Raw genomic sequence first — 17,241 nt, forward strand, 5'->3', positions numbered from 1 at the left:
CCCCGCCAGTTGACTCAGACCACAGCCTGGTGTTTTTCATACAGAAATTGCAGCACCTGCTGACGGTACTGGTGGAACATGTGATCGTTAGCCAGCGCCAGACGCGATCGCGGGCGCTCCAGCGCCACCTGCAACACCTCACCGACTTTCGCCGCCGGGCCGTTGGTCATCATCATCACGCGGTCGGAAAGCAGCACCGCTTCGTCAACGTCGTGAGTGATCAACAAAATAGTGGTTTTCAGCCGCGACTGGATTTCCATCACTGCATCCTGCAAATGGGCGCGGTTTAACGCATCAAGCGCACCGAAGGGTTCGTCCATTAGCAACACTTTCGGTTTCATCGCCAACGCACGGGCAATTCCCACACGCTGTTTCATCCCACCGGAAATCTCGCCGGGACGTTTGTCCATCGCGTGGCTCATGTGCACCAGCGCCAGGTTGTGTTCGATCCACTCGCGCATCTCGCTTTTGCTCATTTGGCCCTTAAACACCTGATGGACGGCCAGCGCGACATTGTCATAGGTGCTCAGCCACGGCAGCAGTGAATGGTTCTGGAACACCACGCCACGCTCAGGACCAGGGCCGTTAATTTCCTGATTATCACAGAGCAGTACACCACCGGTCGGGCGGCTCAGTCCGGCGATCAGGTTCAGCAAGGTGGACTTCCCGCAGCCGGAATGGCCGATCAGGCTGACGGTTTCGCCTTTTGCGATCTCAAAACTGACGTTGTCGAGCGCCAGAAACGGGCCTTTGGCGGTCGGAAAACTCTGCGTCACGTTCTCTACGCGGATAATGGCTTTGTCATTTTTCATCTCTGGCTCCTAACGGTTGTCATAGCTAAAACGGCGGGCAATGGCCATCAGGCTCAGTTCCAGTAACATGCCCACCACGCCGATCAGCAGGATCGCGATGATGATGTTCTCCACGTTCAGATTGTTCCATTCGTTCCAGATCCAAAAACCAATACCCACGCCGCCAGTCAGCATTTCTGCTGCAACAATCACCAGCCAGGCAATGCCAATCGATAAACGAGCACCGGTCAGGATGTAAGGCAGTACGGCCGGAAACAGGATTTTGCGCATGACGGTGAATTCACTGAGTTTCAGCACCCGTGCGACATTGAGGTAATCCTGTGGAATACGTATCACACCTTCAGCGGTGTTAAGGATCATCGGCCAGATCGAGCAGATGAAAATGGTCCACGCCGACGCGGGTTCGGCTCGCTGAAACAGCAGCAAGCCAATCGGTAGCCAGGCCAGCGGGCTAACCGGGCGCAGTAATGAGATGATCGGGTTGAGCATGTTGGCGACAAAGCGGAAGCGGCCAATCAGGAAGCCAGTCGGAATACCGATCAGCGCCGCCAGCCCGAAGCCGATTGCCACACGTTTCAGCGACGCCAGCACGTTCCAGCCGATGCCCATATCGTTAGGACCGGCGATGTAAAAGGGATCGGCAAAAATCACTTTCGCCGCTTCCCAGGTTTTCAGCGGTGTCGGAAACCCTTTACTGCTAAGGGCGGCAATCTGCCAGAGGGCAATCAGCACCATCGCACCCAGAATGCCCGGAACGATTTTTTGCATCATGCTGCGCAGAATGGCCCGGAGCTTAGCCCCGAACGGCGACGTCGCCACGACCGACGAGGCCACAGCAGCGGGTTTGAGCGGGAGGATCTCAGCACTTTCCGGCTCAGCGCCCAGTGCGACAATATTGGTTTTGGCGTTAACAGACATTATCGGCCTCACTTAGCGTTTCATGGCAAAACTGTTGGCGTATTCAGCAGGGTTGCTGCCATCCCAGACTTTTCCGTCAAGCAATGTGCTGCTGCGCATGTCGCTGGATGGCAGATTAATGCCACCCACCGCCGTCGCTGCCTGCTTGTAAACGTCGATGCGGTTAATCTTTTTGGCCACCGCCAGATAGTCAGGATCGGCATCGAGCAGTCCCCAGCGTTTGTGCTGAGTCAGGAACCACATACCGTCAGAGAGATACGGGTAACTGACCGCGCCATCGTTGAAGAAGCGCATGCTGTGGGCATCTTTCCACTTTTTGCCCAACCCGTTTTCGTAATCACCCAGCATCCGTCCCTGAATGGTTTCTGCGGAGGTATTGATGTAGGCACGCGCCGCCACAACCTGCGCGGTTTCAATGCGGTTGGCATCGGAGGTGTCAATCCAGCGGGACGCATCCAACACGGCAGCGGTCAGCGCGCGGGCCGCGTTGGGATTAGCCGCGACCCAGGAAGAGGTCGTGCCAAGCACTTTCTCAGGATGATCCGGCCAGATTTCCTGCGAAGTGACTGCAGTAAAGCCGATGTTGTCAAGAATGGCGCGCTGGTTCCAGGGTTCACCGACGCAGAAACCGCTCATGTTGCCGATTTTCATGTTCACCACCATTTGTGGCGGCGGGACCACAACGTTGCGCACATCGTTAAACGGATGAATGCCAGCGTTGGCCAGCCAGTAATAGAGCCACATGGCGTGCGTGCCGGTAGGAAAGGTTTGCGCAAAGGTATAGGTGCCTTTGGCGCTGGCATCGACGACGTGTTTCAGCGAAGCCGCATCGGTGACACCGGCCTGCTTCATCTGGTTGGAGAGCGTGATCGCCTGACCGTTGTTGTTGATTGTCATCAGCGTCGCCATGTCATGCTGTGGGCCGGAAACGCCGAGCTGCAAGCCGTACACTAACCCGTACAGGACGTGCGCGGCATCGAGCTCGCCGGAGACGAGTTTGTCACGCACCGACGCCCAGCTTGATTCTTTGCTGGGGATGATCTTAATGCCGTACTTCTCATCAAACTTTTTCACCGCCGCCATCACCACCGAGGCGCAGTCCGTTAATGGAATAAAGCCCACGCGGATCTCTTTCTTCTCCGGCGCATCAGAACCCGCGGCCCAAACGCTATTCATAAAGCCCGGCATCATCATGCTGCCGCCCAGTGCCGCGCTGCCGGCAATAAAGCGGCGGCGGGAAAATTGCCCCAGAGGTTTCTTATCATCTTGCTTCATTGCGGCTTCCTGTACGTTGAAAAATGAGCAAAAAAAAGCGTCCAGTTAGCGCTCAGTTTCCTGAACGCTAACGGACGCCTTTATCCGTGATCCTGACTAAACCGCCATTGGCTTAGTGCTTATGTATTAATGATAATGCAACCCCTATGCCAACTTGATCTGGCACTTTAGAATCAATCAATTAGTGATGGCACACCGTCGATTGCCCCTTTTTGTGCACCGGATTAGCACCTAACACACACCTTGATGGCACATAAACAGTGCAACTACTCCGAATGGAGTAGTCTGGTGACTTCCCTGCCTGATGAGGCACTATATCCCCTTCCTGGCTAACACCTCGGCCACCGACAGCATCGCTTCGGCAATCTGCGGCAACTTTTTATTCTGGTTCATTGCCATGTCGCGCAGGGTTTTGTGTGCCTGCGGTTCGGTCATACCCTGATATTGCATCAGCCAGCCTTTAGCACGTTCAACCAACTTACGTTCGGCCAGCGTGGTGCGAAGCCCTGCCAGTTCGGCATCGAGCGCCTGTAGCTGGCGTGATTGCTGCTCAACCAGTTCGAGGATTGCACGGCTGAGCTGCGGCGGGATCAGCGCCGCATAGTGGTTATCCTGCTGAGGCATCTGTCCGATCTCCTGCTGCTGCAATGCACACGACACCTCTGCGTCACGGATCCGCTGGCGGCAGCACTCCATCAGAATACCCTCCAGCACATCCTCGACAGTTTTCATGGCGTCGATTCGCACCGTGGTCACATCAAACCAGCGCAGTGCCATATCACAGGCCTCTGCGTTAGTTGTTGTGCAGGTGCAGGCGATGCGTCGGAAACGCTCGAACTCACTGCTGTCGGCACGTATCTGCTGCCGCCACAGTGCCAGAGCGCGTGGGTCGGCAAACTCCGTGAAGGTTTGAAAACAGCGCTCCTGACCTTCGATCAGCGCCAGAAGTTGCTGATGTGCATGCTCATCAAAATACTGCCCCGCAAAACCCGCCGCGCCCAGCGCGCGTTCCTGGCCGGCCAGCTCTTTGCCTTGCATAAAACTGAACATCGCCAGCAAGGCACGTGAAACCGTGGGGTCACCCGAGGTGTCGGCCGCTTCAAATACCAACGCCAGATGGGTACGGATCACCTCGCTATAGTGATTCATCGCATCGGGCTGGCTGATATTCAGCGTCTGAATCTGTTGGCGCAATGGTGGCAATGTGCTCAGACTGTGCAACACGGTGGCAATGCGGCTGAACAACCGTGACGCGTTCGCCACGGTATGTCCATTAAGTGCATGACCGCTGAGGTCCAGCGCGATCAGATGCTGATTCACCGCCTGCTCGGCCAGTTGAACCTGCAATGCCCGTTCGCTCAACTGGTCGCCCCATATTTCGCCCTGAGAACAGAGATAAATGTTCGAGCTACCTCGCTCGCGTTGCAGGACGTGAATCAGCTGGCTGACCGCACCGACCAGTTGGCCCATCTGCAACAGCTGTTGCAGATCGATAATTTCACGTTTCTTCGATGCCAGTACAAAATCAAGCGCAGAAAGGACCATAGAGGAACCGGATGCAATGGAGAGGTTCAAGAGATAAGCAAGAAGTGTGCCGGAGAGTGGAGTAAGAGGAGCGCAAGGATGCGCTCCATCGATTGATAGCCCGTGTCTTCAACGCAGCCTTGCTGAAGAAACAGCCTAAAGAACAACAAGGTATTCAGACGAGGTTAATCTAAGTCCGCCCCGTTACTCGCAATCACCTTTTTAAACCAATAAAACGATTTCTTTCTCTTTCTTTCCAGCGTGCCGTGTCCATGGTCGTCACGATCGACGTAGACGAAGCCGTAGCGTTTGCTCATCTCGCCGGTGGAAGCAGAGACCAGATCGATGCAGCCCCATGAGGTGTAGCCAATCACCGGGATACCGTCGGTGATGGCTTCGCCCATTGCCCTAATGTGCTCGCGCAGGTAGCTGATGCGGTAATCATCAACAATTTCGCCCTGTGCGTTGATTTCATCTTTCGCGCCGAGGCCGTTTTCCACCAGAAACAGCGGTTTCTGGTAGCGGTCGTACATCATGTTCATGGTAATGCGCAGGCCGAGCGGGTCGATGCCCCAGCCCCATTCGCTGGCTTCGATGTGCGGGTTCTTCAGCGATTTAACAATGTTGGCCGCACTGCTGTTGTGGTCGTTCATGTCCGCCGAGGCGCAGCGAGAGGCGTAATAGCTGAATGACACAAAATCGACGGTGTTTTTGAGGATTTCGTCGTCGTCCGCTTCTTTCACGATGGTGATGCCCGCCTCGGCGAAGAAGCGTCGGGTGTAGGACGGATACGCGCCGCGCGCCTGTACGTCGATGAAGAACAGGTTCTCGCGATCTTTTTGCAGCGCAGCCCAGACATCTTCCGGTTCGCAGGTTCTCGGGTAGAAATTCCCGCCCGCCAACATGCAACCGACCTGATTTTTCGGGTTGACTTCATGGGCAATTTGGGTCGCCAGTGCGCTGGCGACCAGCTCATGGTGAGCGGCCTGATATTTGACCTGCTCCTGATTTTCACCCGCTTCGAACACCAGGCCAGCTCCGGAGAAAGGGCTGTGCAGCAGGATGTTGATCTCGTTGAAGGTCAGCCAGTATTTCACCAGCCCGTCAAAGGCTTCAAAACACGTGCGTGCATAACGGGAGAAGAACTCGACCATTTTGCGGTTGCGCCATGACCCGTATTCGACCACCAGATGCATCGGCACATCGAAGTGACAGAGTGTGACCAGCGGTTCAATACCGTATTTTTTGCATTCGGTAAACACGTCGCGGTAAAACGCGATGCCTTCCGCGTTGGGTGTCAGTTCGTCGCCGTTTGGATAGAGGCGGCTCCAGGCAATTGACGTCCTGAAGACGGTGAACCCCATTTCCGCCATCAGCGCGATGTCTTCTTTATAACGATGATAAAAATCAATCGCCTGATGGCTCGGATAAAACTCATCGTCTTTGAGCGTGAAACGTTTTTCCTGACCGATTTTAACGGCAAGCCGATGCGCGCCGTGCGGGATCATGTCGACCGTCGTCAGCCCCTTTCCGCCTTCAAAACTGGCACCTTCGGCCTGGTTAGCAGCAATTGCGCCGCCCCATAAGAAACCGTCGGGAAATGGTGATACTGCCATGAGAAAGTCCTCTTCTGTCTTTAATGAGTTTTTACAGTGCTTTGCGAAACGGCCAGGGGTGTGGACATTGAGGCGTCTGTCGCCTTGTCGTCTTTAGACTGCGGCGTCTCGACCGGAATATCTTCAAACCCAAGCAGCAAAGTGGTCACAAACGAGACGACAATCGCCAAAACCATCACACCGAACACCCAGACGATGCTCATCGGATTCGAGGGATCGAAGAACTGAACGCTGGTAAACAGCCCTGGAGAAGCCATTGAGTGGCTGGCGAGCCCGCCGAAACCGGCAACGCCGCCGCAGATAAAACCGCTGATTAAGCAGGCAATCAGTGGGCGTTTTAAGCGCAACGCGACGCCGTACAGCGCCGGTTCGGAAATCCCGGCGACAATGGCCGACGCCGCCGCAGCCAGTGCAGTCTGGCGCAGTTCAGGGTTTTTAGTGCGCCACGCCACCGCCAACGATGAGCCTCCCAGAGACAGATTGGCGCCAATTTCGGACTGCATCACCATGGCTTCTTTGCCCGTTTCGGCGATGGTCTGAATAATGGTCGGGGTAAATACACGGTGCATGCCGGTCATCACCAGCAGCGGCCAGGCCGCACCCATGATGGCAACGGATAACCAACCGAGGTAGCTGTGAACGGTATACACCACGGCGGAAATCCCGGTGCCGATCCAAATGCCCAACGGACCAATCAATATGATGGCGATCGGTGCAGCAATCAGCATAATCAGCATCGGTTTAAGGAAGTTTTTGGTGACCACCGGCGTGATGCGGTCAACCCATTTTTCGATGTAGGACAGCAGCCAGGTCATGCATAACGCAGGGATCACGGTATAGGTGTATTTGACCGCTGTAATGGAAATGCCAATGAATTCGACTTTCTGTCCCTGCGCGGCTTTTGCCATGAGATCGATAAATGCCGGATGCAACAGCACCCCCGCGATGGCAATCGCCAGCGACATATTGGTTTTGAATTTTACCGCCGCCGAGGCCGCGACCATCACAGGAAGGAAGAAGAACGCACCGTCGCCGATGGTGTTGAGGATCACCAAAGTCGACGCGCCCTTCTCAAGTAGGCCGCTCATGTCGAGCATCATCGCCAGCAGTTTCACCATCGAGCCACCAATAATCGCTGGGATCAGCGGTGACATGGTGCCGATTAACGCGTCGAGAATACCTGCGCCGATGCGTTTTAAGGTGATTTTGTTTTTGACCGGTGCTGTGCTTGCGCCAGACAGCCCGTCGGGCAGCAGCTTCAACACTTCGGCGTAAGCCTGTGCCACGTTGTTACCGATGATCACCTGACACTGTGTGTCATTGCGCACCACGCCCATGACGCCGGTGATGGCCTTGAGTTTATCGCCATCCACCAAAGATTCGTCGTTGAGAACAAAACGTAAACGCGTCATACAGTGCGTAACCGCCGCCACGTTACCCGCACCGCCGATAGCTTCGACAATTAACTGCGATATTGCTGCAAAATTCTTAGGCATGAGTAGTAACTCTCTAAAGTTCATAGGGTTATGAATTATGCTATTCCCGATATGCCTATTTTTTGTGGTTTTTAGTTTGTTTCTGAAATGATAGGTAACCGGTTACACACGAGAATGTGCAGTTCTCTTTCTGACTTCAACAAATATTGATAAGGCTATTCCATTTTTGTGATGACGATCCCTATGCGCATGCATTCGATGTCGAAATCATCGAAAAACTGACGAAATGTGTAGAATAGCGAATCATTTTTCTCTTTCAGGTATGCCGGATGTCGACAATGCAGGAAGTGGCCTCCAGAGCAGGCGTCTCGAAAGCCACGGTTTCACGCGTGCTTTCCGGGAAAGGTTATGTCAGTCAGGAAACCAAGGATCAGGTTTTTAAGGCCATTGAAGAAACGGGATACCGCCCGAATTTACTGGCTCGCAACCTGGCAACCAGTAAATCCATGTGTATTGGGCTGGTGGTCACTAATACGTTGTATCACGGTAATTACTTCAGTGAACTGATCTCTCAGGCGGCTAAAAAACTGGATGCCAACAGGCGCAAGCTGATCCTGGTGGATGGGAAAAACAGCGCCGCAGAAGAACAAGAAGCTATTGAGTTTCTCCATGACTTAGGCTGTGACGGCATCATTATTTATCCGCGTTTTTTATCTATCGATAAAATGGACGCTATTATCGATAAATATAAAAAGCCCGTCATGGTGGTGAACCGTAAACTGAGAAAGCACCAGAGCCATTGTATTTATTGTGACCACCAGGGCTCTAGTTTCAATGCCACTAAAGCGTTAATTGAACGCGGCCACCGGGATATAGCCTTTATTACTGGCTCCCTGGACTCCCCGACGGCCATCGAACGTCTTTCCGGTTACAAAGAAGCATTGGCAGCGTGCGATTTACCGGTTCAGGAAGCGCTGATCGTACAGGGTAAATGGTCACCAGCCAGCGGTGCAGCAGCCATCAGCACGCTGCTGGAGGCAGGCATACCTTTTAGTGCCGTGCTGGCAAGCAACGATGAAATGGCGATTGGTGTAATGAAGAAATTAAGTGAAGCCGGAATAGCCGTGCCAGCTGACGTTTCGGTGATCGGGTTTGATAATATTCCGACTGCGCCGTTTCTTATTCCGGCGCTATCCAGTGTGAAAGATCCGGTCAGCGATATGGTCAATGAAGTGATTAATCAGATTATTTCGATGCTCGATGGTGGGTATTTGTCTAACGATAATGTGTTCATATCAGAACTGCTGCTCAGAGATTCAGTCAACAACGGTCCCTTTTTCACGCCGGCTGAAGCCCAATAGCTGCTGGTTAATGGGTTTAACCTTCGAGTATTGCCGTGGAGCAAGTGCATGCATGATGAGACTTCGTCATCTTAAATTATTTATATTAATAAAAGAGTTATGCACACATTTATTGTGAACTGCCCCACTTTTTAACAAAAATACAGAATATTCCCACTAGGCATAAATGGATATAGAACCCTAGAATACGCACTCTTTATAAGGATATATGAGGATTTATGAAAAAGGCTTTTCTATCAGTTGTTCTTTTCGGGTTTGTTTTCAGCAGCTATGCGGCAACCAACAGCTGCGCAGAACGCAAAGCGGATATAACACAAAAAATCGAGGCAGCAGAAGCTAGCGGAAATGTATACGCAGAAAGAGGGTTAAAAAGGGCCCTGTCCGATGTCAATACGTATTGTAATGATTCTCAGCAAAGAAAAAGAGCAGAACAGCAAGTTTCACAGAAAGAGCAGAGGCTCAGAAATGCGGAGCATGATCTTCAGTCAGCAGAAAATGAGCTTGATGAAGCAAAGGCTCAAGGACGGAGTTCGAAGATTGATCAAAAACGCCACAAAGTCGAAGAAAAGAAGTTCAAATTGAAAGCCGCCAGGGACGCATTACAACAAGCCCAAAATGATGCAAAAAGACTGAACAAATATTGATTTAACGCGGCTTTATTTATTGTGAAAGATGAAAGGGAAATTTCATGAAATCAGCACTATTAGCCATCAGTATGGTGGTATTTACCAGTAACGTATTGGCAAATGAACCTGCACACTGGTCATACGAAGGGGAAGGTTCTCCTCAAAATTGGTCGAAACTTAGCCCAGATTACATGCTGTGTGAAAAGGGCAAAAATCAGTCCCCGATCAATATCCATAAGTCGATGAAGGTCCATGCACGACCTCTGCATATTAATTACAAAATGCCGCCGATAAGCCTCATCAATAATGGCCACAGCATTCAGGCCAACGTGCAGGAAGGCGACTTTATCCGGCTAGACGGCGAGGAGTTTACCCTGCAGCAATTCCATTTCCACTCTCCCAGTGAAAATACCATCAACGGTAAATCCTTCCCGCTGGAAGCACACTTTGTCAATATGGATGCTGACGGCGAAATTGCTGTCGTTGCAGTGATGTTTGAAATCGGCAAAGCCAACCCTGCGCTGACACAAATATCACGACAACTGCCGGATGATATTGGCGAGACAGTGGTTCTGAAGCAGAAAGTAGATATCAAGCGGTTATTACCCGAGAGTCTCGCTCACTATCGTTACACTGGATCTCTGACGACACCGCCATGTACTGAAGGCGTTCGCTGGATGGTGGTGAAACAACCTCTGACGCTATCAACTGAGCAACTCACCTGGTTCACTTCTGCCATAAATCATGCTAATAACCGTCCGTTGCAAGACTTACATGGTCGCGTGGTTCTCGACGACTAACAGGTATTGCGCGTTATCTTAGTGGTTTTTCAAAACGACCGAAGACAAAAGACGACAGTAACCCCATGACTGTCGTCTCATTTCCTGCTGTCGAGTTTAACACCGGTTATCAAACGCCCTGCCCCAGCATGGCATCTGACATATTATAAATAACAATGAGAAAAGGGTATTGTGCATCCTGCATATATCACTGCTTGATCTTCATTCGCCAGACATCTGAAAAAAATTTGTATACCCCTAAAGTTATTAAGAAATTAGCCGATACTCTCTTTCTGTCACATACGCCCGGCGAAGTTAATTTCCTTTAAGTTAGGGGGTGATTCTGTGACAGTCTAAATATAAACACTTTACAGTCCAATTCCGGGCGCGACTCGCACTTTCTTATGCTCACGTCTGGCTACACAACACAGCAAAATGCGTCGGGACAGACGTAAATCAAAGCCGGACCTTGGTTTGGGAGGATTCTGAACCATGGTGGTCCGCTATCAGGCAAATAAAATGAACGTAGATTCTGATGTAATGTATCGGTTACTGGTTCAAAGCGTGGAAGATTATGCCATTTATATGCTCACCCCAGAGGGGGTTGTCACCAACTGGAATACCGGCGCACAACGCACTAAAGGCTACCTGCGTGATGAAATTGTGGGCAAACATTTTTCCTGTTTCTACACTCAGGAAGACCAAAATAAAGGGGCACCTGCACAGGGTTTGGAAACCGCCCGCAGCGTAGGTCGTTATGAAACTGAGGGCTGGCGACAACGTAAAGATGGGAGTCAGTTCTGGGCCAATGTAATTATTGAAGCCGTGCGTGAAGCGGGTGTACTGATTGGCTTTGCCAAAGTGACCCGTGACATTACCGAACGCCGTCAGTATGAGCAGCAATTACTGGCAGCCAAAACTCACGCCGAAGCCAACAATGAGCGGATGATAGCGCTGTCGCAATTTCTCGACACGGTGATCGCCAACATTCCTTCCTCGATTATTGTTAAAAATGCTGTTTCGCGTGAAATTTTGCTGGTCAACCACCAGGCAGAACGGCTGCTGGGGACATCGCGCAAACAGATGATAGGTAAACGTCCGCAGGATTGCCTCAGCCGCGGGATCAGTGATTATCTGAACAAGCAGTCCGACGAATGCCTCCGCTCTGAAGGTCGGCACAAAAGTGAGCTACAGCTGGTCACGCCGATTGGTCCACGCACCCTGCAGACCACCGCATCGGTCATCAACGGTAGCGACGCGCAAACCAGTTACGTTTTGATGATAGCCGACGATGTCACCGATCAGCACGCGGCCCATGCACGGATTCATCACATGGCCCATCATGACAACCTGACCAGCCTGCCTAACCGCGTGTTGTTCAGCCAGCGGTTGCATGAAGCGCTGCATTTGTCGGAATCATCCAACCGACTCACCGCCACGCTCTGCCTGGATCTGGATAACTTCAAGAATGTCAATGATGCCCTTGGCCATCAGATTGGTGATGAGCTGCTGCGCGGTATCGCCAAACGGTTACGCTTTGTGCTGCGCGAAGAAGACACGCTGGCGCGCGTCGGAGGCGATGAATTTGCTATCGTTCTGCCCAATCTTCCGTATGCCGAAAAAGCCCACGAGATTGCTCAACGTCTGATCGAGGCCGTCAATCCCCCCATTAATATTGAAGGGCATTCTCTCACCGTCGGGTTGAGCGTAGGGATTGCCATCGCGGAAAACAGTGATGATGCAGCAGAGTATCTGCTGCGCTGCGCCGACATGGCACTGTACGAAGCTAAGCGTAACGGCCGCAACCGCTATGAATTGTTCCGGGTAGAAATGGACGAAGCAGCCCGTAAACGACGTGACATCGAACTGGACTTACGTGACGCGATTACCGGTAAACAGTTGCGGCTTTATTATCAACCAATCACCGACAGCGACCATAACGACATCACGGGTTATGAAGCATTGATGCGCTGGAACCATCCGGTGAATGGTTTGATCATGCCGATGGATTTTATTCCGATTGCCGAAGAAACAGGACTGATTCACAGCATCGGTGCCTTCGCGCTGTATGAGGCATGCCAGGAAGCCGCCAGTTGGGTAGGTGAGCAAACCATTGCGGTTAACCTCTCACCGGTACAATTCAAAAATAGCGCATTAATTTCGTTTATCGAAACAGCACTGGAGGAGTCTGGATTAGCACCGCACCGGCTGGAAGTTGAAGTCACAGAGTCTGTGCTGCTCGAGAATAACCACAGCAACGTGTCGACACTGGAAAAAATTAAAGCATTGGGTGTCCGTATCGCTCTGGACGACTTTGGCACCGGTTATTCATCGTTGAGTTACCTGCGCTCATTTCCGTTCGACAAAATCAAGATCGACAAATCATTTATCAATGACATGCACGAAAGCAGAGAAGCACTGGCGATCATCCGTGCCATCACCGGCATGAGCCGTAGCATGGATATTCAAATTACCGCCGAAGGCGTTGAGACGGGTGAGCAGTTCCGTCGCCTGAAAGAAGAAGGCTGTTCACTGTTCCAGGGCTATTTTTTTGGTCGTCCACAACCGTCTGAGACACGGTTGATGGGATTCTCACCCATTGATCCTTCAGGTCAGCCCACATAGTAGACCATAAGAAAGAGGCGTTTAATGGCCGAATAAGCGCATAATTATGTGCGTTTATCGGCTAATTGGTCGCTCAGTCTGGGTACTCAGGGCGTGACTTACCGCGCCCTGACAACGCACAGGATAAATAGCACTGCCAATGCAAATAGAAATCATTACTATTTCACGTTGTTTTTAGTTACCCTGTTTTCATTAGCGTGATTGATAGAATCTTTTCATAAAGCGATGATGCAGACAATCCTGAACCGTTTCCGCGACACCCCAATAAGCTGGGTTGCCGACAGTTTCAAACCGATGACGCCCTTGGTGACAAATGCTCTGCCAATGTCCTTGCTGACCACCGCCAAGGGTTGCAGCCGTGTGCTTGAGCATTACCTCTCTTTGCACGCGGATGACGCTACCCAGACAGAAAAGCGCCGTGCGCGCATTTCGATGTGGTCTCAATGGTATTTCGCTAACCTGCTGCCAGGCTGGGTGATCGTCTCTCTCAGCCACGGCTGGCAACTGCCCATCAGTACAGAGAACGTTTATCTCTCCTTACAGGATGAGGGGTTGCCGAACCAGATATATCTGGACGGTCCCGGCGAAGCATTGCTGTCTACGCAGCCGATGGCGCGCTTTGATCAGATGATCGAACAGCATTTGCGCCCGGTATGTCAGGCACTGGCGGATATCTCTGGCCTGAAACCGGGGATTTACTGGAGCAACGCAGGGGTCCGCGTCAGTTGGGGTATTAAACAGGCTGAACGGGTTAACGCCGATATTTCCGACGGCATGGCGCTGCTTGATGCCCGTGAACTGCATTACGGTGGCAAGAATCCCCTGTATCAGCCTATGCGCCCGGAAGATCCACAAGATGACAACAGCCCGCAATTCCGCCGACAGTGCTGCTTACGCTATGAACTGGCAGATCACGTGATGTGCTCTTCCTGCCCGTTATTGCTGGCAGAACGCAAATCCGGAAAAAAAAGAAAAAGCCCAGCCTGAAATAAGCGTTGTGATCTCGGGGACTTAACCCGCATAAATGAATAACACATTAGCTTAGGCGAAAAAAACATTGGATATTAATCGAAGGAAATTATATCTATTAGGTTATATAGACCAACGAGGCATACCCTATGACTATCAAATCGCTGGCCTCAGCTGTGCTCAATACATTGTCTCAACCCGTTAAAGGGGTATGGAACATGTTAACCGGCCAGCAGCCGCCGCTCAGAGCAAAGATTGTTCACCGTTATGCTATTCCCTCATCGCGCACTTTCAGCGTGGCGGAAGGCTTCTTCGGTTTTATCCCGATCGACGCTTACGAAAATGAACGCTACATTCTGGAAGTTGCCTGCGATGACCTGAAGTATCAGGTTGAAGTCCCGCGTAACTATTATCAAAACAGCAATATTGGTGACGGTATCGATATTCATACCCTCTGAACACCGATTAAAAGAGATATCCAGCCCTTTCTAAAAACAGGCCGCTTTCTAAAAAGAGCGGCCTGTTTTTTTTGCTTTCCCCCGCCCTATCCACTGTAAAACGTTGCCTGCCCCACATCTTTCGCTTTTATTTTGTTCAAAATATGAAAATAATTGACATTAAATCCACATAAATTTAGAAAATTGTTTACAAGATTTTTTCATCACCGACCTATATCTATAAAAAACGACCTTCACCACTTTTGAGGTAGCTAATGACCAGTCCTGGGAATACGACAACACTCAACCAAAACAGCCTGTCACCCGTGATCAGCGCTGGGCAGTCACGCCGTGCGCTGCTCGCCGGTTCAGTCGGTAACTTTATTGAATGGTACGAATTCGGCGTCTACGGCTACCTGGCGACGCTGATAGCCGGTAACTTTTTCACTCTCGAAGGCCAGAGTGGCATGACGGGCCTGCTTCTCACCTACGCCTCATTTGCACTGGCTTTCTTCTGCCGCCCAATTGGCGCGATTATCTTTGGTCGCATCGGCGATCGTATTGGCCGTAAACCGACGCTAATTGCCGTGGTTTTACTGATGACCCTCGCCACTGCGCTGATCGGTCTGTTACCCACCTACGCACAAATTGGCGTGGCTGCACCGTTGTTACTGACACTGCTGCGGATGTTTCAGGGGCTATTTGCCGGCGGTGAATTCGGCGGTGCGGTGTCGCTCATGACCGAATTTGCGCCGAAGGGGAAACGTGGCCTGTACGGTGCATGGCAGTCATTCACCGTCGCACTGGGTCTGCTGACCGGGGTTGCTCTGGTGGCGCTGTTGGTACAAACCCTGCCCACAGAACAAATGAAAGAGTGGGGTTGGCGTATTCCTTTTCTGCTGGCACTGCCGATGGGCTTTGTAGCCCTCTGGTTGCGACTAAAACTCGATGAAACACCGAGTTTTCAGGCCAGCCAGCAAGCGCCGGTCAAAGGCAAAAAAACCGCGGCGGAGAAAGCCTCGGCCATTGCCACAGTCAAAGCCATCGCATTGGGCATCGGTCGCATGATGGGTTGGTCAGCGGGCGGTTACACCTTCCTGGTCGTCATGCCGTCTTATTTGCAAACCTCGCTGCACGCCACCTTTCTACAAGCACTGGTCGCCACGGTGCTGGCAAATGTTGGCTTTGCGCTGGCTATCCTTCCCGCCGGTATCCTCAGTGATAAAATAGGTCGTAAGAAAGTCATGATCATCGCGGTGCTGGCAGTGATTATTCTCAGCTTCCCGCTGCTGCATCTGTTGCAGGACCCCGAAAGCAGCCTGATGGCGAAAGGCATCGCGGTACTGATCGCTGGTGCGGCCATCGGCATGATTGCCGGTCCCGGTCCGGCGATGCTGGCAGAGATGTTCCCGACGCGCGTACGCTATACCGGTCTTGGCTTATCCTATTCGCTCTCCAATGCGGTTTTTTCCGGCTGTGCGGGGCTCATCATTACGGGGTTGATCAAAGAGACCGGCAATCTGGATATTCCGGCCTATTACGTGGTAGCAACCTGCATTGTCAGCCTGCTAGCGCTGATGACGCTGCGCAAAGATGACCACCTGCGCGACCTGGAAAAATAATATGAATACTTTTTCATGCAGCCTGGGGCTCGAAGCTCGTCTGCGGGCGCTACAGGGCAGCTTTTCGCAGGCAGAACAGCGGGTGATCAGCCTGATTGCTGCCGATCCAAGGCGCATCGCCCATATCAGCGTTACTGAGCTGGCGAAACAGGCGGCGACCAGCACGGCTACTGTCGTGCGTGCCAGCCGTCGGCTCGGGTTTGACGGCTATCCCGCATTACGCCTGGCACTGGCCGCAGAACTCTCCCGCGACCAGACAACCTCGTCCTCGCCACTGGTGGCCGATATTACCGAGCAGGACAGTCCGCAGCAGATCTTACAAAAGCTGCTGGCATTTGAAGTGGAAGGCGCTACAGCCACGGCAGAGTTAATTGCCAGCGACGGGTTAGATCAGGCGATAAACGCCCTTAGCCAGGCCCGCCGGATTGATGTCTATGGCGTCGGTGCCTCGGGGCTGGTCGCACAGGATTTCTGCCAAAAATTGCGACGGATCGGTATTGCCTGCCAGACCTATGGCAGTGGCGATGAAAGTCTGGTGAGTGCCTGTCTGCTGACCTCCATGGATGTTGCGCTGGCTATCTCCCATTCAGGCGAAACCAGCGAAGCCGTAGATGCTCTACAACAGGCCAGAAACGCGGGCGCTTTTACCCTGGCGATCACAGCAAATGCCCGTTCTCCGCTTGCCCGCAAAGCCGACTGTATCTTACTGACCAGCGGCCGCGAGCTGGGTTTTCGAGCCGCCGCCATGGCCAGCCGGACAAGTCAGCTGTTGATCATTGACTGTCTGTTTATTGGTGTGACCCAGCGACTGCCCGCCGCGCGCGATGCACTGAAACGTACCCATGATGTGGTGGCAGCAAAGCGACGCAGATAGTCGCTGGCGGGGCGATTAGCTCTTCAACGTCAACGTCAAGGTCGTGGGCGTCGGCCCGCACCGTACAGTATCAGGTTGCGTTTCGATTCCGCTTTTCAACTTCAAGGTCGTGGGCATCGGCCCACACCGTACAGTATCGGGTTGCGTTTCGATTCCGCTTTTCAACTTCAAGGTCGTGGGCGTCGGCCCACACCGTACAGTATCGGGTTGCGTTTCGATTCCGCTTTTCAACTTCAAGGTCGTGGGCGTCGGCCCGCACCGTACAGTATCAGGTTGCGTTTCGATTCCGCTTTTCAACGTCAACATCAAGGTCGTGGGCGTCGGCCCACACCGACCAAAGGCCCGCAGTCGCTCGGGCCTTTGGAAT

The 17,241-nt window shown here is 52.3% G+C and carries 14 protein-coding genes; 8 read left to right on the plus strand and 6 right to left on the minus strand.

Annotation, left to right across the window (positions count from 1 at the left end):
* Positions 1-14: 14 nt before the first annotated feature.
* From IEV89_RS06415 to ascF, 6 genes are all read right to left on the minus strand, one after another.
* Positions 15-812, minus strand: coding sequence for an ABC transporter ATP-binding protein (locus tag IEV89_RS06415; protein WP_188471638.1), 798 nt, complete (start codon positions 810-812; stop codon positions 15-17).
* A gap of 9 nt (positions 813-821) precedes the next feature.
* The gene (gene ntrB, locus IEV89_RS06420) at positions 822-1,730 is read right to left on the minus strand and encodes a nitrate ABC transporter permease (RefSeq protein WP_188471640.1); all 909 of its coding nucleotides are present in this window, start codon (positions 1,728-1,730) and stop codon (positions 822-824) included.
* Between the two features lie 12 nt (positions 1,731-1,742).
* Positions 1,743-3,005 (minus strand): CmpA/NrtA family ABC transporter substrate-binding protein, encoded by a 1,263-nt coding sequence (locus tag IEV89_RS06425; RefSeq protein WP_188471642.1) that lies wholly within the window; start codon positions 3,003-3,005, stop codon positions 1,743-1,745.
* A 312-nt stretch (positions 3,006-3,317) separates the two neighbouring features.
* Positions 3,318-4,550, minus strand: coding sequence for a nitrate regulatory protein (locus IEV89_RS06430; RefSeq protein WP_188471643.1), 1,233 nt, complete (start codon positions 4,548-4,550; stop codon positions 3,318-3,320).
* Between the two features lie 164 nt (positions 4,551-4,714).
* On the minus strand, positions 4,715-6,145 hold the full coding sequence (locus IEV89_RS06435; protein WP_188471645.1) for a 6-phospho-beta-glucosidase: 1,431 nt from the start codon (positions 6,143-6,145) through the stop codon (positions 4,715-4,717).
* Between the two features lie 20 nt (positions 6,146-6,165).
* Positions 6,166-7,641, minus strand: a complete 1,476-nt coding sequence (gene ascF / locus IEV89_RS06440) for a PTS cellobiose/arbutin/salicin transporter subunit IIBC (RefSeq protein ID WP_188471647.1) — start codon at positions 7,639-7,641, stop codon at positions 6,166-6,168.
* A 269-nt stretch (positions 7,642-7,910) separates the two neighbouring features.
* On the opposite strand from ascF, the gene IEV89_RS06445 reads away from it, so the two are divergent.
* The 8 genes from IEV89_RS06445 (at position 7,911) to IEV89_RS06480 (ending at position 16,874) form a co-directional block, all read left to right on the plus strand.
* Positions 7,911-8,942 (plus strand): LacI family DNA-binding transcriptional regulator, encoded by a 1,032-nt coding sequence (locus IEV89_RS06445; RefSeq protein ID WP_188471649.1) that lies wholly within the window; start codon positions 7,911-7,913, stop codon positions 8,940-8,942.
* Positions 8,943-9,160: 218 nt separating this feature from the next.
* Positions 9,161-9,586, plus strand: a complete 426-nt coding sequence (locus tag IEV89_RS06450) for a DUF1090 family protein (protein WP_188471652.1) — start codon at positions 9,161-9,163, stop codon at positions 9,584-9,586.
* A 44-nt stretch (positions 9,587-9,630) separates the two neighbouring features.
* Entirely contained in the window at positions 9,631-10,368 is a 738-nt protein-coding gene (locus IEV89_RS06455) for a carbonic anhydrase (RefSeq protein WP_188471654.1), read from the plus strand.
* 498 nt (positions 10,369-10,866) lie between these two features.
* Positions 10,867-12,972 (plus strand): EAL domain-containing protein, encoded by a 2,106-nt coding sequence (locus IEV89_RS06460; RefSeq protein WP_188471656.1) that lies wholly within the window; start codon positions 10,867-10,869, stop codon positions 12,970-12,972.
* Positions 12,973-13,197: 225 nt separating this feature from the next.
* Complete coding sequence (gene fhuF / locus IEV89_RS06465; protein ID WP_188471658.1) at positions 13,198-13,959, plus strand: siderophore-iron reductase FhuF; 762 nt, start codon at positions 13,198-13,200, stop codon at positions 13,957-13,959.
* A 131-nt stretch (positions 13,960-14,090) separates the two neighbouring features.
* Positions 14,091-14,399 (plus strand): hypothetical protein, encoded by a 309-nt coding sequence (locus tag IEV89_RS06470; protein WP_188471660.1) that lies wholly within the window; start codon positions 14,091-14,093, stop codon positions 14,397-14,399.
* 254 nt (positions 14,400-14,653) lie between these two features.
* On the plus strand, positions 14,654-16,000 hold the full coding sequence (locus IEV89_RS06475; RefSeq protein ID WP_188471662.1) for an MFS transporter: 1,347 nt from the start codon (positions 14,654-14,656) through the stop codon (positions 15,998-16,000).
* Between the two features lies 1 nt (position 16,001).
* Positions 16,002-16,874: a MurR/RpiR family transcriptional regulator gene (locus IEV89_RS06480; RefSeq protein WP_188471664.1), complete on the plus strand. Its 873-nt coding sequence runs from the start codon at positions 16,002-16,004 to the stop codon at positions 16,872-16,874.
* Positions 16,875-17,241: the final 367 nt, after the last annotated feature.

Source organism: Hafnia psychrotolerans (assembly GCF_014639435.1).
In the GTDB taxonomy this organism is placed as follows: Bacteria; Pseudomonadota; Gammaproteobacteria; order Enterobacterales; family Enterobacteriaceae; genus Ewingella; species Ewingella psychrotolerans.

Bases quoted from the DNA above. Each gene is read 5' to 3' on its own strand.
- IEV89_RS06450 (WP_188471652.1), top strand. From the start codon at position 9,161: ATGAAAAAGGCTTTTCTATCAGTTGTTCTTTTCGGGTTTGTTTTCAGC.
- ntrB (WP_188471640.1), bottom strand. From the start codon at position 1,730: ATGTCTGTTAACGCCAAAACCAATATTGTCGCACTGGGCGCTGAGCCG.
- fhuF (WP_188471658.1), top strand. From the start codon at position 13,198: ATGATGCAGACAATCCTGAACCGTTTCCGCGACACCCCAATAAGCTGG.
- ascF (WP_188471647.1), bottom strand. From the start codon at position 7,641: ATGCCTAAGAATTTTGCAGCAATATCGCAGTTAATTGTCGAAGCTATC.
- IEV89_RS06445 (WP_188471649.1), top strand. From the start codon at position 7,911: ATGTCGACAATGCAGGAAGTGGCCTCCAGAGCAGGCGTCTCGAAAGCC.
- IEV89_RS06435 (WP_188471645.1), bottom strand. From the start codon at position 6,145: ATGGCAGTATCACCATTTCCCGACGGTTTCTTATGGGGCGGCGCAATT.
- IEV89_RS06415 (WP_188471638.1), bottom strand. From the start codon at position 812: ATGAAAAATGACAAAGCCATTATCCGCGTAGAGAACGTGACGCAGAGT.
- IEV89_RS06460 (WP_188471656.1), top strand. From the start codon at position 10,867: ATGAACGTAGATTCTGATGTAATGTATCGGTTACTGGTTCAAAGCGTG.
- IEV89_RS06430 (WP_188471643.1), bottom strand. From the start codon at position 4,550: ATGGTCCTTTCTGCGCTTGATTTTGTACTGGCATCGAAGAAACGTGAA.
- IEV89_RS06425 (WP_188471642.1), bottom strand. From the start codon at position 3,005: ATGAAGCAAGATGATAAGAAACCTCTGGGGCAATTTTCCCGCCGCCGC.
- IEV89_RS06455 (WP_188471654.1), top strand. From the start codon at position 9,631: ATGAAATCAGCACTATTAGCCATCAGTATGGTGGTATTTACCAGTAAC.
- IEV89_RS06480 (WP_188471664.1), top strand. From the start codon at position 16,002: ATGAATACTTTTTCATGCAGCCTGGGGCTCGAAGCTCGTCTGCGGGCG.
- IEV89_RS06470 (WP_188471660.1), top strand. From the start codon at position 14,091: ATGACTATCAAATCGCTGGCCTCAGCTGTGCTCAATACATTGTCTCAA.
- IEV89_RS06475 (WP_188471662.1), top strand. From the start codon at position 14,654: ATGACCAGTCCTGGGAATACGACAACACTCAACCAAAACAGCCTGTCA.